Origin of the sequence: Paenibacillus agri (genome assembly GCF_013359945.1) — a bacterium.
Taxonomy (GTDB): domain Bacteria; phylum Bacillota; class Bacilli; order Paenibacillales; family Paenibacillaceae; genus Paenibacillus_AQ; species Paenibacillus_AQ agri.
In genome coordinates this window covers 1-16254 of record NZ_JABWCS010000213.1, presented here as the reverse complement: position 1 = coordinate 16254, position 16254 = coordinate 1, and the positions used below count along the sequence as shown (strand labels likewise).

General features: G+C 49.4%; 12 protein-coding genes. All 12 read right to left on the bottom strand.

The window, feature by feature from the left end; all coding sequences use genetic code 11:
• Window positions 1-135 precede the first annotated feature (135 nt).
• The 12 genes from nagE to HPT30_RS17280 all read right to left on the bottom strand — a co-directional run bounded on the left by nagE (window position 136) and on the right by HPT30_RS17280 (window position 15598).
• On the bottom strand, window positions 136-1593 hold the full coding sequence (gene nagE, locus HPT30_RS17335) for an N-acetylglucosamine-specific PTS transporter subunit IIBC (RefSeq protein WP_066369612.1): 1458 nt from the start codon (window positions 1591-1593) through the stop codon (window positions 136-138).
• 42 nt (window positions 1594-1635) lie between these two features.
• A complete protein-coding gene (locus HPT30_RS17330) occupies window positions 1636-2145 on the bottom strand; it encodes a PTS sugar transporter subunit IIA (protein WP_066369615.1) in 510 nt (169 codons plus the stop codon).
• A 24-nt stretch (window positions 2146-2169) separates the two neighbouring features.
• On the bottom strand, window positions 2170-3036 hold the full coding sequence (locus tag HPT30_RS17325) for a PRD domain-containing protein (RefSeq protein ID WP_217622425.1): 867 nt from the start codon (window positions 3034-3036) through the stop codon (window positions 2170-2172).
• A 203-nt stretch (window positions 3037-3239) separates the two neighbouring features.
• A complete protein-coding gene (locus HPT30_RS17320; protein ID WP_175372612.1) occupies window positions 3240-5963 on the bottom strand; it encodes a CHASE3 domain-containing protein in 2724 nt (907 codons plus the stop codon).
• Between the two features lie 59 nt (window positions 5964-6022).
• On the bottom strand, window positions 6023-6406 hold the full coding sequence (locus HPT30_RS17315; protein ID WP_175372611.1) for a DivIVA domain-containing protein: 384 nt from the start codon (window positions 6404-6406) through the stop codon (window positions 6023-6025).
• Between the two features lie 165 nt (window positions 6407-6571).
• Complete coding sequence (locus tag HPT30_RS17310) at window positions 6572-6931, bottom strand: replication termination protein (RefSeq protein WP_175372610.1); 360 nt, start codon at window positions 6929-6931, stop codon at window positions 6572-6574.
• Between the two features lie 302 nt (window positions 6932-7233).
• The gene (locus HPT30_RS17305; RefSeq protein WP_175372609.1) at window positions 7234-7800 is read right to left on the bottom strand and encodes a general stress protein; all 567 of its coding nucleotides are present in this window, start codon (window positions 7798-7800) and stop codon (window positions 7234-7236) included.
• A gap of 97 nt (window positions 7801-7897) precedes the next feature.
• Window positions 7898-10393, bottom strand: a complete 2496-nt coding sequence (gene hrpB / locus HPT30_RS17300) for an ATP-dependent helicase HrpB (protein ID WP_175372608.1) — start codon at window positions 10391-10393, stop codon at window positions 7898-7900.
• Window positions 10394-11201: 808 nt separating this feature from the next.
• Window positions 11202-11876, bottom strand: coding sequence for a VOC family protein (locus HPT30_RS17295; protein ID WP_175372607.1), 675 nt, complete (start codon window positions 11874-11876; stop codon window positions 11202-11204).
• A 406-nt stretch (window positions 11877-12282) separates the two neighbouring features.
• Window positions 12283-13149, bottom strand: a complete 867-nt coding sequence (locus HPT30_RS17290; RefSeq protein ID WP_175372606.1) for a transglutaminase family protein — start codon at window positions 13147-13149, stop codon at window positions 12283-12285.
• Entirely contained in the window at window positions 13146-14099 is a 954-nt protein-coding gene (locus HPT30_RS17285; RefSeq protein WP_175372605.1) for an alpha-E domain-containing protein, read from the bottom strand. Before HPT30_RS17285 ends, HPT30_RS17290 begins: the two co-directional genes overlap by 4 nt.
• A gap of 32 nt (window positions 14100-14131) precedes the next feature.
• A complete protein-coding gene (locus HPT30_RS17280) occupies window positions 14132-15598 on the bottom strand; it encodes a circularly permuted type 2 ATP-grasp protein (protein WP_175372604.1) in 1467 nt (488 codons plus the stop codon).
• Between the last annotated feature and the right edge of the window lie 656 nt (window positions 15599-16254).

Here is a 16254-nt window from a genome sequence, read left to right as displayed (position 1 = left end):
CATTATTATATCGGACGAAAGGGCCGAACTTTTTAGAGAAGTTTCCTAATAATAGCCATTAAACAAGGACGAAATTTATAAATTTCGTCCTTGAAGGAATTTAAATGTGATTTTCTAGTGAATCAATCTTTCTTTTTACAGCAATTTCTGTATCTCATCCTTGATTTGCTCGGATTGTGGACCAAATACAATCTGCACCGTCCCTTGACCAAGTCTCATCACGCCGGAAGCACCAAGCTGCTTGAGTGCCGCATCTTTCACTGCCTTCTCGTCATTCACTACGAGACGCAGTCGCGTGATACACGCATCAATGTTCTTAATGTTATCCGGACCTCCGATGTTCTCCAGAATTTTGGATGCTCTGGAGGAGGCAGAGATACTATTACCGTTACCTACTGAGATTTCCTGAACCTCATCCTCAATATCATCTTCGCGTCCAGGTGTTTTGAGTTTGAAGATGGTAATGATGGCGCGGAACAGTACATAATAGAGTACGAAGAAGGCAAGGCCAACCGGAATCAAGATCCACGGATGAGTAGATATTTTTAGATTAACCAGGTAATCAATTAGGCCGGCAGAGAAGCCAAAGCCCAGCTTGACGTCTAGAATATACATGACAGCCATGGACAAACCTGTTAATAAAGCATGCACCAGGTACAAGAGCGGCGCAACGAACATGAAAGAAAACTCAAGCGGTTCAGTGATACCAGTCAAGAATGAGGCGATGGCAGACCCGATGAAGATGGAAGCTACCATTTTGCGTTTCTCTGGTTTAGCCGTATGAATGAAAGCAAGCGCTGCACCAGGCAGGGCGAACATCATAATCGGGAAGAACCCGGTCATGAACATTCCTGCTGTTTTGTCCCCGGCGAAGAAGCGAGTCAGGTCACCGTGTACTAGTTCGCCAGCGGCATTAGTGAAATCACCAATCTGGAACCAGGCTATCGTATTGATCACGTGGTGCAGACCGATAGGAATCAAGAGACGGTTTGCCGTACCAAACAAGAATGCGCCGAAAGCACCAAGACCAACCACCCAGTTACCGAATTCGCTGATTACATCTTGAATTGGGCTCCAAATCATACCTACCAAAACGGCAAGCACCATGGTGCTGACAGCAGTGATAATCGGTACAAAACGTTTGCCGGCGAAGAAGCCGAGCCAATCCGGCATTTTAATATTATGATATTTTTTGTATAGGAATGCAGCCCACGCACCGGCGAAAATACCGCCAAGAACGCCCATATTCAGGACGACATCATCATTAATAAAGGAAAATTGCAGTGGAACTATGGCTAGGATCTTTGTTAACACCATGTAAGCAATCAGTGCCGACAACGCCGCAACCGCATCACCAGCGAATCCAATCGCTACACCAATGGCGAAGATTAGGGCCAAGTTACCAAAAATGGCACCTGCTCCTGCATTCAAGAATGGGGCGACATACTGGTTCAGGAAGCCTCCTACCGCGCTGCCTAAATGCAAATCTTTTTCATAGTCAATCAATCCAAACCCTTGAAGTATTGCTGCCGCCGGCATCGTTGCTACTGGCAGCATCAGTGACTTGCCCAGTTTCTGAAGAAAAGCCAACATATTCTCTCATCCTTTCAATGGCAAGATAGTAAAGCTATTTGCTTATTGCGTTAAAACCACGGTAAGGATACTGTCTTCACCTGCGGTAACAGGGCCAAAGTGACCTTCTACCTGTGGTACGGTCTCACCATTGTTCGTCACTATGACCGGGGAGATGGTCTCACAGCCGGCTGCACGAATAGCCTCCAGGTCAAATTCAATCAACGTCTGTCCGGCCTTCACAGTATCCCCGGTAGCTACATAACTAGTGAACCCGTTCCCCTTCAGGCTGACAGTCTCTATTCCAATATGTAGCAGTAGCTGCATGCCGGAGGAATGTTCCAGAATGACGGCGTGGCTCGACTTCACAATATGAGCAACTTTCCCATCGAAAGGGGCGATCAATTTCCCTTCTATAGGTTGTATGGCGATTCCGCCGCCCATATGACCACCGGCAAAAGTATCATCCGGAACTTGTTCCAATGGAACCGCTTGCCCGCTCATAGGAGCCTTAATTGTTACGGTATGTCCAGTACGTTTCTCTTCTTTTTTAGATTTCCATTTGGAAAACATATGATGCCACTCCCTCTTATGCTGCTATTTGTTTTTCTCAAGCGTTTGAAACAGACGGTACAAATGCATTGCCAAGAAACATAACTCTTCCTCCGGGACTTCTACGCTCAGTGAGTTTTGCATTGCTTTTCCGAGCTTCTTTGCAAGTATATACTCCCGCTTATACTCTTTTTTGATATGCTTCACAAAGGGATTGTCGATTAATGACCCCTGTAAAATGCGTTCAATCGAAAAGCGCAGATGAATCATCAGCCGGACATGATTCATGCTTCCGTACTCGAAGGTAATGTTTCGTTCTTCCCGAATCAGGTCCATTAACTCGCTCACGATGTTGGAAGCCTTCACCAACTGCCCTACCGGTACGTTACTAACAGCAGAGTAGACGTGGTAAGTTAGAAATCCAATCTCGTCTTCTGGAATCTGCACCTGAAATTCGGCATTGATCTTCTCCGCCGCTTTGTAAGCGATCTCATATTCTTTCGGGAAGGTCATTTTTGTTTCTTGTAAAAATGGGTTGACAATATCCATCCCGTTGCGCAGACGGTAGATGGTGAACTGGATATGGCTTGGGAGCGCCAAATAGATTTTGTCATTCAGCTTCCCGGCAAACTGCTCCCCGATATCGCTGATGATCTCATCTGTGATCTTCATAACCTTAGGGTCGATATCTTCCAGCAAAATTTGATATTGGCTCCATTCGTCCCGATCTTCCAGGCGAAAAAGCTTCTCGATCCGGTGATCATTGCCTTCAATAACCCCCGTGCCCTTCACCGCAAAGCCAATCCCTTTGCCGATGATGACATATTCTTTGCCGTTCTTGCTTCCCTGCACCATAACCACGTTATTGCCGATTACGCGTTGTACTTGAAATTGCTCGTGCTCCCGTATCAAGATCTCCCCTCTTTCCAGTGATTGTCAGGTGAAAGGTATAAAAAAGAGCCAAGAATAGTCTCAAATAAATAAGACAATCCTTGGCTCATGCCCTTTACGGTAACACGCCACTAAACTATAAATGATCATTTATAGGTTCATAATAAATCATACCCGGGCAGGCGTCAATGGTAATTTTTAAATTGTCAAGTCAGGCGTAAGTCTCAGCTTTCACGATCTTCCAGCAGCCTGCACATCTGAGAAACTACCTCCTGCAGCACTACTGGCTTGCTCATAAAACCGGAAGCCCCTGCTGCCAGGCACTTCTCCCGGTCCTCCTTCATCGTTTTGGCTGAGATCGCCAAGATCGGTAACTTCGTCAAAAGCAGCTCTTCCCGGATAATGCTTAACGTATCATAGCCATCCAGATTCGGCATCATGATATCCAGCAGAACAATATCAATGTCGTTATGCTCTCTCACCATTTGCAGGCATTCAAAGCCGGTTTGAGCGGTCAGGATCCTCATATCATACGGTTCCAGTCCCTTTTCCAGAGCAAAGATATTGCGCACATCATCATCGACGATCAGCACGGTCCGGTCATGCAGTTGTTCATATTGTTTGCCGAACTGATCTGAGTTCTGCCGATATGTAGGGTTCTCCGCCGAGATGCGGTCATCAGCACTTGATGCTGCCGTTTCGGACCACTGAGCTCCCGGAATATAACTCTCCCCGGTCTCCTCTTCCCGGCAAGGCAGATAGAGCGTAAAGGTGCTTCCCTCCCCAGGTGTACTGTTCAGCGCAATATGGCCGCCTAACAGTCTGGCGAGTTGAAGGGAAATTGAAAGTCCAAGTCCTGTACCGCCAAATTTGCGGGCTGTTGAACCGTCCGCTTGACGGAAGGCTTCGAAGATCAACTGGCTATTCTTATCGGAGATGCCAATGCCGCTGTCGGTTACAGCAAAGGCAAGCACCGGCTCCTCTGATGCATAGCCCGGGGATTGGAAAGCTTCCAGCCTGGACACTTCCACTTTTACACTGCCTTGCTCGGTGAACTTAAAGGCATTGGATAGCAGATTACGCAGGATCTGATGAAGTCGCAGCTCATCCGTGTAGAATAAATCCGGCACACTTTCATCCAGAGCTACTATGAAATCCAGATTTTGCTGCTCAGCTATTTTTCCAAAATAGGACTGCAGGAGAGCAGGCAGCTCCGTTAGATTGACAGCATCCACCTCAACCATCATTTTGCCCGCTTCCACCTTGGACAAGTCCAGAATATCGTTGATCATACTGAGCAACTCACTTCCGGAGGAATGAATCACCGCTGCATAATTCTGTTCTTCCTCATTTAGTGATTCGTTGCGATTCTCTGACAGCAGTTGGGAAAGAATAAGCATACTGTTCAGCGGTGTACGTAGCTCATGCGACATATTGGCAAGAAACTCCGACTTATATCGAGAACTCTGCTCGAGCTGTTCGTTATACTTTTCCAGCTCAACCGCGGAGCGCTCCGCCATCAACTTCTGATTCTCCAGCTCGCCATTTAATGCCAGCAGTTCCTTGGTGTAGCTCTGCAGTTCTTCCGCTTGTACCTGAAGCTCCTCGGACTGTACCTGAAGCTCTTCATTCATAACCTGTGATTCTCCATACAGCTTCTGAATCTCCATTCGCGTCGTGACCGAATTCAACGTGACACCCAGCATATTCACAAGCCTGGATAGGAGTTCAAAATGGAAGGGAGCCCACTTGGTCAACGAGGCAATCTCAACTACGGCTAACGTCTTGTTCTCAAAAATGACCGGAGCCAAGGTGAGATAACGCGGTGCGGTTCTGCCTAAGCCGGAGTTAATACTGATGTAATCCACTGGCAGATCCTCCAGGACCCTAAGTTTCATATCCTGTGCACATTGACCGACCAGACCTTCACCGGGCTTAATCTTGTTCACACCAACGGAATTCTCACTCTCATCACTACCCGCGTAGGAATAAATCCGCTCAAAGCTGTCTTCGGCATTCAGTACATACACAGCACCGTATTGCAGTTCCAGAATAGATGCGAGCTTGTTCAGAAAGGTTCTGCACAGAACGGTCAAATCTGTAGTTTCCTGAAGCAGAATAGACATCACACTTAATTGCTCACTGCCCCATTGATCCCGTTCCACAGTCTCAAGCAGACGGTTAGTGGCATCTCCGAGGTCATACAGCTCATCGTGTGTCCTAACCCTGACCCGTTCAGACAAATTACCTCCGCTGGCAATGTTGTTAATGGCAAGAATAACACGGCTGAGCGGACTCACGATACTTCTTGCAATCAATACGGTAATGACCGCAGCTAAAACAGCCACCAGTCCCCATAAAATGTACATCGTCAGCAGTAATCTGTGGTTTCCTTCTTTCAGAGTGTTGATCCGTGCATTGGTAAGGGTCCGTTCGTTGTCGAGAAAATATTCAGACTGGGATCGGATGGAATCAACAATGGATTTACCGGTATCGTCTTGAAAAAAGCGGTTCACGGCTTCATTCTGGCCATTCCGCTTAAGATCGATGACGTATTGTCCGGCATCCTCGATCCATTTTTCAATATTGACCATGATCGTCTGCAGATTCTTAACTTGAGCAGGATTGTCAGCAATCAGGCCGTTCAGCTTAGCATAATTAATGCGCCACTCCGCGAGTCCGTTATTATACGGAGGCAGATATTCCATCTTACCGGTGAGTGCATAACCTCTCTGACCTGTTTCCATATCCAGCACATTCTTCTCAATCTGATAGGTTAGCTCATGAACCTTCATATCGTGATCACTAAGAAAAACCGTCTCAGCTTCCAGCTTGCTGATCCTTGCAGATACAACGAGCAGAAAAAGTCCAAGCATTAACAGGATCATGAAATACCCCAGTGCGATCTTGCCGCGAATCTTCAGGTTCCATACCCGTCTATCGACCAAAGGCTTAACCCCCATCAGCATCTGACATTAGTGAATTCCGGCGAGCGTGGATTGTGAGATTACAGGTAGCTCTCGGTGCGCGGGATTCTGTCCTTAAGCTGACGGATGTTGGCTTCCAGTTTCAGAATGACATCCTCCAGATCCATCGGGTCAATTCCACGGACAATGGTTGGCGGAGCAACCGCGGCTTTGGCTTCGGCTTTGAGCTCGCGCAGCTCCAGCTGCTGTTCCTGCCATTTATCCATCAGATCAGCTATGGTAGCGTAGAAACGTTCATAGTCCTTAATTACACTGTCCAAAAATGTATCTACTTCCTCCGCATCATATCCACGAAGCTTCATGCCGAATTCCTTCTCATGTATCGTAAGGGCATCGAGCGTTATTCCTAACTGGCTGAATAGTTTTCTTTGTTTGTCTAATCGACGTTTCATATGTTCGTCCATCTGTAATACCTCCAAGTATATACTGCAATAATTCCGGCAGTACTCATTATAACAGGGCGCGGGCCCCCTGAAAATATCACTAAAGTTGCTAATCTCCCCCGCAATCGAAGCTTTTCCAAATCCAGGGATAAGGCAGCCCAATAACACAATTTCAAGACCCGACTATTAAAAATTATCGGTGACCGCTTTGTTCAGAATTCCGAGACAACGGTCCAGGTCGGTCTTTACCTGTTTTTTATAAAGTTTGGCCTTCTCCTCACCATCCGTGGTGAAGTGATAGAGGACGATTTCCTGAAAATCAACCTTAGGATCATTGCCCTTCAACTGCTTGGTACGGTACAAAATGCCCTGCTGCACCAACTCGTGCAGCGCACGGTAAATCTCGCTCTGCGGAGGGGAATATCCGTGCGATTTAAATTCCCGTCGCATATCCTCCAGCATCTGATAACCATATCCGCGATGCTGCTCCACCATTGTTATCAGATACACCTTAATAAAAGCCCGTTGGGCAATCATAAAAGCCATGCCAAGATACACCTCCTGATGTGTAAATACCCAATCCTATATATTCCTGCTATGAATCTAGTATAAGCACTATTTTCCAACTTTCACAACCTGAAATAAAGGCAAAGGGTCTACTTTTTCCAAGAGATTAGTATTTGAGGAGAGTAGTTATTTGATTTTGGAGAAGTTATGGGAGGAGTGTAGCAGGTTTTAGGTGTTTTCTGTTGTGAATTTTTCATATGTTGAAACATGGACGGTAGGCATTAAAAAAAGACTGCATATCTACGGTTGTTCGTAGAAAATGCAGTCTTTGGCTTCAGTTTTTAATGATTCTCTTGCGAATTTCTTATTCGGCTATCCTCCGGCAGAACATCAGGATGATCAATGTATTGATCTGCATAACGATGTGTATTCAACGAACGATTATCCCGGAAAAGACTATGGACCTCTCTGTCACGGCCGCGGTCCTCCACCAGCACAAGGATTTTTCCGCGGTCCACATAGCCTTCATACTCCCTGGCCTCCTCCTCAGGAATGCCAAGTCCGATCAGGCCGCCAACAAGTCCACCTGCTCCCGCGCCTACGGCTGCACCAGTCAATGTAGCGGCAATCGGGCCTGCTGCCAGAATCGGTCCGATGCCCGGTATCGCCAGCGCCCCTATACCGGCCAGAAGCCCGGCAATTCCACCTAAGACTCCGCCCGATGCCACTCCAGTTGCAACACCCTCGGGTGCCATAGTTCCGGTCTCGTCGGAAATATGTTGAAATTCATCACGATTACGCGTAATTATGGAAATTTCATCCGTGCGGTACCCACGGCTTTGAAGTCCTTCAATGGCTCGGGTCGCTTCCTGTTCTGTGTCAAACACACCTGCGATTTTCTTCGTCATTTGAAAGTCCTCCTTCGTTATTATCGTTCGCTATGTTATTACCCCATTAGCGAAGGACAAATCAGCAGAAGAATCTTCAGCGCCTGTAATACAGCCCCTATTTTACAGGCCGGGTGCGGCTCGTCGGCACCGCCTGCAGCGGATCATCCGGCCAATAATGCTTAGGATATCGGCCCTTCAAATCTTTCTTGACCTCGAAATATGTATTACGCCAAAAGCTCGCAAGATCCGATGTAACCTGCATGGGTCTTCTTGCTGGCGACAAGAGGTGCAGCAGGACCGGCACCCGTCCCCCACCAAGTCTCGGTGTATCCTGTTGACCGAACATTTCCTGTAGCCGTACCGCCAGCACAGGAGCAGCCGGATTGCCGTAATCTATAGGCAACCGCGAGCCGCTTGGTACGGTAATATGGGTAGGCGCTTCCTGTTCCAGCGTCTGACGCTGCTTCCAATCCAGCAGATCCTCCAGCGCCCGGGCCAGGGGCAGCCGCTGAAGATCACGCAAGCTACGCATCCCGTGCAGATATGGACCCAGCCAGTCAGCAAGTGACTCCAAAAGTGCGGAATCAGATACATCCGGCCAATCCTCACGCAAGCCATGCATGAACATCATCCGCTGGCGAAGCTGCTGCGGACCCTTCTCCCAAGGCAGTACCTCCAGCCCTTCAGACGCAATAGCCGCCAGCAATCCCTCTGCTGCCTCTTCTGCCGAAGGGCGCTCATGGGTCGTCTCCTTGAGAATGAGGGCACCCAGTCGCGTGCGACGCCGCGCCTTCACGCTCCCGCTATCCTTATCCCAATAGACTTCGGCTTCTTCCACGATGCTGTCCTCATGGTGGGATAGCATTTGCATTTCACCCAACTCCGCAGCCAGCAAAATCCGGCTGTGCGGACCCTGATCATCCACAGAGGCAGCCACAATATACGCGGAGCGTTCCAGCGGCTGCCCTTCTCTCATCGCCGCCCCCCGGCCTCCTGACAGCAGAAACGCGCCTTCGCCGCGTCTCTGCCCGATCCGGTCGGGGTAGGCGAACGACAGCAGCAGTCCACATAGGCTGCTGTCCGGCTCTTCCCCTGGCGAGGCCTTCAGCTGCGCCAGGTAGTTCCGGCTCTCGCGCTGCACCGTGCGCAGCGCCGCAAGATCAGCTCCGCCGCCGTCAGCACCGGCGGAGCGCTCGAACCGGAGCAGCGCCTCTACGCGCAGCGTGAGGTCGCAATCGCCCCCGGCGGGACCGCGCAGCAGGTCCCGCTCCTGCAGCAGCGCTGCCAGCCGGCAGGCCAGCGGGGCAGCGCCAAGCCCTTGCCCGCGCAGCAGCATGTGCGCGATGCGCGGGTGCGCACCCAGCGCGGCCATGCTGCGGCCGTGCGGGGTGATGGCGCCGCTGGCGTCCAGCGCGCCAAGCTGGCGCAGCAGCGCCGCGCCCTGCGCGTAAGGCGCGGCGGGCGGCGCGTCCAGCCACGGCAGGGCTGCCGGGTCCGGCACGCCCCACACGGCCAGTTCAAGAGCGAGCTGCGTCAGATCGGCTTCCTTGATCTCCGGCACGTTCTCGTCCGGGAGTCGGTAATGCTCCTCCTGGCTCCACAGCCTGTAGCAGACACCGGGAGCTGTACGGCCCGCCCGGCCGCGCCGCTGGTCGGCTGAAGCCTTCGACACCGGCACCGTCTCCAGGCGCGGCATCCCCGTACGCGGCGAGAACACCTGTGTACGCCGCAGTCCGGTATCAATGACCGTGCGTACACCTTGAATCGTCAAGCTCGTCTCGGCGATAGAAGTGGCCAGCACGACCTTACGTTGTCCCGGCACCGCCGGAGCAACCGCAGCGTCTTGTGCAGTCTGCGGCAGCTGTCCATAAAGCGGACGCAGGACCGTTCCTTGCGGCAGAATAGCGGCCTCCAGCTCCCGCTGGGTCCGGCGGATTTCCCGTTCCCCCGGCAGGAACACGAGAACATCCCCCGGCTGCTCAGCTAAGGCCCTCCGCACAGCCACAGCCGCGGATTTCTCGATGTGGGCAGCCGTAGGAACAGGCGAATAGACCGTTTCTACCGGATAAGTCCGTCCGGGACAATCTACTACAGGGGCGCCCCCCAGCAGAGATGATACCCGCTCCGTTTCCAAAGTCGCCGACATGATCAGGATGCGAAGATCCTCCCGAAGCACCGCCTGAGCTTCCAGCGTCAGAGCCAGCCCCAGATCAGCATGCAGGCTGCGTTCGTGGAATTCATCGAAGATCACAAGACCCACATCGCCAAGTGTAGGATCGCTTTGCAGCATCCGGGTCAGCACGCCTTCAGTAACGACAATGATTCGTGTCTGAGGGCCGACTTTAGTATCCATGCGCATTCGGTAACCTACCGTCTGTCCTACACTTTCACCCAATCGGGAAGCAATGTAGGTCGCAGCAGAACGAGCCGCCAGTCTGCGGGGCTCCAGCATCAGGATGGTCTTGCCCTCCATCCATGGCTCATCTAGAAAAGCCGGGGGCGTTCCGGTAGTTTTACCCGCTCCCGGCTCTGCCACGAGAATAGCGTTTGTACTAGAAGCCAGTATATTTTTCAGGTCAGGCAGCACCTGGTGTATTGGAAGTTGTTCCATCGTATCTCTCCGTTATCTGTTAATATCATCATTATTCGTCTTCTCAGAGGATTTGCTCCCGAGCCTGTCACCCAGGATTCAGAAGATTGAAACTCACGCATGAGACCTAACGGACCGTATAGCCGTTATTTTGCACATGAAGCTGCTTCGGGAATATGCAAAGGACTCAGGGGACGCTAATTTCTCCCAAACCGTGGTTGTTTAGCTTAATTACTGCCCATAAGGTCTCTGGAGTCCGTTATCTTTCTAAATGCTTGAATCGATAGACAATAAAGTCTCTGGTGTCCGTTACATGGCTAAGCAAGCACTGATATTGAGGTAGATCCCTAAAATCCAAGAATAATTATTATAAAAAAGAAAAGAGGGCAAGTCCTACAAAGGGGGGCGTGATCGCTTGCGCTAACAAGCCTCTTCATCACGTATACGCTTCCTTTGTAAAAACCTACCCTTCCAAACTTGATATCCAGTTCCCCATAACCTTCACACCAACGAAAAGATACAGGTCATGCTTAAAAACAGTATACCAAGAAGAATCCAAATGACCAACACGAAATCTTGATACGTATTATATAGATTGAACTTAGAGTTCTTACACGGGGTTAGATCGTCATTGCGGAAAACGCATGAACTCCCGGCCGCTGTTGTCCCCAAGTTTCTTTAGATTGTACCGCTATCAGCGGATAAAATCCGGAGACATCCTTTGCTTCCAATGCCAGCTTTTCTACGAAAAGCTTTTAGGCAGTCACTTTCGCACCTTCAGTTCCAAACTTCCCCTCCATTCCGTTCCCCTTACGTTAAATTTTTTAGTTCAATCTATATCGTTGGTTTTTTTGTTCACAACATTTAACTCTGGAAACGAAAGTCTTCCGATGCCTTCTACCAGCATCTCCAGGGGATAAAATTCGGCGTTCAGATTGGAGAAGAACCACTGACGGCCCCTTTTTACCACAATGCCCAAGCCGGTTTCATCCCCAACTGGAGTGAAGCCTTCACTCACCTCTCCCCAGCTCGGAATACCAAAATCGTTTAACTGTCTCACAAGCGGAAGCACTTCATCGGTGACTATTCCAACTTCGCTGACGCCAAGGAGCGCACTGGCTGAGAAAGGCACCTCGGCAGGATGCTCCAGATTATGACGAGCGATGAATTCCAGCAGATTTCCTGAAGGGTCTTCAAAGTAAAAGGCATGTGCGTTCCAGCTTTCAAAGAACACCTCGTCCTCCCCCTTCACCTCGTTCAGCGTAAGCCTTGACTTGGCCCATGCTTTAGCTTCGGCAAATTGCTGGGCCGGTATATTAAATGCCAGATGGTAGTAGGGTTTCTCTGGCATGTCTATTGCATGAAAGGTTACTTTCGTAGTGCCAATCTGTACGGCAAACTGTCCTGGAGCTTCCGCGGAGATCTCAAGTTCCAGCTTGTCTCTATAGTAGCTGCGAGTCTTTTCTAAATTCCCAGTCCAAAGTGTTACTTCTTTAATAATCATATTACACCTCCAATGTTTGTGTTATTCTGTTATTTTATCCTTATCCTTTGGCCGTTAAAGCTGCAATATTAGCATTCTTCAGAATGTTTCGCTCAAGGCCTCTATTAACACTGTTGTTCAAGGCTTGGCCAATCTCCTCCAGAGAGAGATCAGCTGTTTCGGAAGCAAGGGGCGCATCACTGGGTATAGCCCGTTGATATAATTATAAATGCTATGTACAGGTCAGACCAGGGATTGAACGAACGTATCCCGGGTGGAACATGTATGTTTTTTAGCGGATCTACATTAGCTTTCTTAAGATAACAGTAATTCTGCATCATTAATGACAATTTATGCCCCCTCCTAATCTATCCCAAACATAAAGAGGGACTGACCTGATTTTCACAATCAGTCAGCCCCTCTACTTCTATTTATCCAGGCGTGTTACATCCACCTTTACCGTTAGAGATCCCGCGTTGCCCCGGTATACCCCTTTGACAGGTACAATATCCTTGTAGTCCCTTCCGTGCCCCAGCTTAATATAACGCCAGTTCACTTCAGTGTCGTTAGTAGGATCAAAGCCCAGCCAGCCCGTACCTGGAATGTGGGTCTCTACCCATGCATGCGAAGCCTGTTCAAAATCCGCATTTCCTCCCTGCAAATCCCCAACAAAATGATATCCGCTCACATACCTTGATGGCAACCCGACGCTTCGGCAGACCGCGATCATCAAATGCGCATAATCCTGACAGACGCCGCGTTTAAGCTTTAATGCTTTTTTAACCGTTGTATTCACGCTCGTTGCCTCCGGGTCATACGTGAACTGCTCAAAGATCGTCGAAGATAACTGTTTGACCCATTCATACATCCCTTCGGCAGCGTCAAAAGGATACTGTGAAGCAAACTCAACCAGTTCAGGCGTCACTTCCGTATAGCTAGTTGGCAAAATAAATTCGATATACCGGTTCTGGAACCTGGAATCCCCCAGAAGCTTCACCTGCTCTGCCAGCGGGATGGACGGCAAACCAGCACCCTGCGCTTTATCGAGTGTCACCACCGTGGCCTTGGTATGGATAACCATCTCGGTATGCGGCTTATTGACCGAATAAGCGTGAACGCGGTTGCCGAAAAAATCCTCGTACGTCAGCAGATTAGCCGGCGGATGCACCTCCACCTCATGGTGATAGCAGGACTGACGATAGTTGGTGCGCGGCGTGAGACGAATTTCATTGACACTGTCCGTAACCGGCTCGGGGTAAGTATATGTCGTTGTATGGTGGATTTGGATTTTCATGCTGAGATGCCTTCCCGCCGAAAAAAGGCGCCTTCCATCGTTTTACCCAGCCGCTCGCAGGATTGTACCAGCGCTTGCAGCACATGCTCTACCATGTCGCCGGACATTTCCTCCTTCTCCATATAATCCAGCTCCGCCTGGATTCTACCCGCTTGCCGGATCACTCGCTCATACCCTGACCCTTTGTCAGATCCGTCAAGCTCAAGTGCTGCCAGATGTTCACCCAGCTTATGAAAGGAAAAACAGATCGACCTCGGAAATTGCGCACTTCCAATCAGAAACTCCAGAATACTTTCCGGTGAGACAGCATCAGCATAATACCGCCTGAAGGCTTGGTATCCGCTCACGGATTTGAGTACCGCCTGAAGCTGAGTGTACATCGCATTGATGTCCTTGTCCTTGCATGATGCCGTGACTGACTGAAGAATCCGAGTCGTATTCTCCGCTCGTTCCAGGAAACGACCGCTCTCAATAAAATGCCACTCATTTCCCCGCACCATCACCGACTGTTCTGCGCCAAGGAACATGGCCGTACGCTCCTTAACGTGACGATAGAACTGATGCGGTCCGCGCATAATATCCGCCACTGAACGTTCTCCCAGCCAGAGATTAAAGCTATTCACAATATCCCATAGCTCACTGGGCAGGTGCTGGCGCAGGGTGCGCAGATTATTTCTTGCATGATGAACACAGGAGAAGAGGGAATTGGGATTGCCGAGATCCAGCGTAATGAAGGACAACACATCCTGTTCGGAGAAGGTTTCGAACTGTTGACTGTATTCACTTCGTACCCCGAGTGCATCGATCAGCCGTGACCATTTATGACCTTCCTGCTGAAAATCCGCCTCTTGCTGAATATGATAATGGACGTCGATCAGCCGTGCATGGTTCTCTGCCCGTTCAATATACCGGCCTATCCAAAATAACGCCTCTGCATTGCGATTCAGCATCGTCAGCCACCCCTTTTTTCTAATTTAAAATATCAGGCCATCACCCAGGTATCCTTAACCCCTCCACCCTGTGAGGAATTGACAACAAGCGAACCTTCTCTCATGGCCACGCGAGTTAGTCCGCCGGGAATCACATGCGGCTTGCAGTCCGCTCCCATCAGGACAAATGCTCTAAGGTCAATGTGCCGTGGCGTCATTCCCCCTGACTCCGACAATACCGGCGCTCTAGACAAGGACATGATGGGCTGGGCAATATAACGCTCAGGATCGGCCAGAATCTTCAATCGGAACTCGTTTTGTTCTTCCCGGGTCGCCTCACTACCAATCAGCATGCCGTATCCGCCGGATAGCGAAGTTTCTTTCACAACCATATCCTCCAAGTGATCCAGCACGTACTGACGCTCCTCCGCTTTGGACAGCAAATAGGTCGGCACGTTGTCCAGCATCGGTTCTTCCTTGAGATAGTATCGAATCATGTCCGGTACATACACGTAAATAGCCTTGTCGTCCGCCACCCCTGTTCCCGGAGCATTGGCAATCGCAATATTGCCAGCCCTGTAGGCATTCATGAGTCCGGCTACACCGAGTAACGAATCGGGCTGAAAGGCCAGTGGATCAATATAATCATCATCCAATCTTCGGTACAGCACATCCACACGGCGCAGACCATCCATGGATTTCAAATAGATTTTATGATCACGGGCGACCAGATCACGTCCCTCGACCAGATGAATTCCCATCTGTTGTGCGAGGAAGGCATGCTCGTAATACGCCGAGTTATATTCACCTGGTGTCAGCAGTGCGATGACCGGGTCCCGCGTCCGTGAAGGAGACAAGCTGCGTAGCACGGATAAAAAGCAGTTAAGGCTGTGATCCACATCTCGAATCGAGCTGGCCAGGGAAAGTTCAGGGAACAGCTGATTCATCAGCGATCTCCCTTTGAACAAATAAGAGAACCCTGATGGTGTACGCAGGTTATCCTCCAGCACATAATACTTTCCATCATGATGGCGGATGAGATCAATACCGGAGGTAGTGACATAGGCCCCGCCTGGAACACGCAGTCCCGCCATCTCTGGCCGGAAATAACAATTGGAGAGGATCATTCGACGCGGCACAATTCCATCCTTCACAATGTTCTGCTCATGATAAATATCATGAATGAACAAATTGAGCGCCGTAATGCGCTGTACGATCCCGGCCTCCAGCCGCTCCCATTCCCCCTTCGGGATAATCCGCGGCACCATATCAAAAGGAATCGTCCGTTCCATTGGATGGTCCTGAGCCGGATTGTATAGTGTAAATGTAATGCCTTCTTCCATCATCCGACGCTGCATGAGGTTCTGCTTCCCCTGCAGCTCTTCGGGACTCATTCCGGCAAACATACGGCTCACATGTTGATAGTGGGGCCTGACACTCCGCGCATCGGCATACATCTCATCATAGTAATGAAATAGCGGATACGGGGATAGGCCGAGCAGTGGATCGAGTTTGGACATGAGCCCGACTCTCCTTCCGGATAAATGTAATGTTTTCTGACAATAATTTCGTTTCATTCTAGAAAAAAATGTGAATTAACGCTGGTTTTATTTTCATTCTACGTATTCACACGCTTTTATGTCAATATATATAACAACAAAATGTTGTTTTCACCCTGACAGCTATTATGTAATCGTTTCCTTATAACCTTTCTGTGTATAGTAAGAGCGTCTATGCAAATTTCACAGCAATTGTAGGCTCGATGCTCTGGATATCTCTATTGTTGTGAATTTTTCATATGTTGTATTTTTTACTTATTGAACTTTTAGCTTATATCTTTAGTCTCTTCATCATCCATGGCATGTTCCCCGGATATAACCAGGAGATCAAGGCATAATAGCGGTGTGAATGGGCACAGCTCACCGACTATATAGAACGCATTAAATTATAGCCAAGAAAAAGAGAGTTTATATAAGAAGGAAGAAGTGTAATTAACGGCATTTCTGTACCTTAAATCCTCTGCAGCTAAGGGTTAGTAGCGATTAAGTGCAATAATGTACCTCTGTCAATAGAGTGGACACAGTAAATAGGGTCAATTCGCTAGTTTTAGATTGCTGTAGTACAGTGACTCGAAACGATCTGGAGACAGATATCCCAGTTTACTGTGAATTCGTTT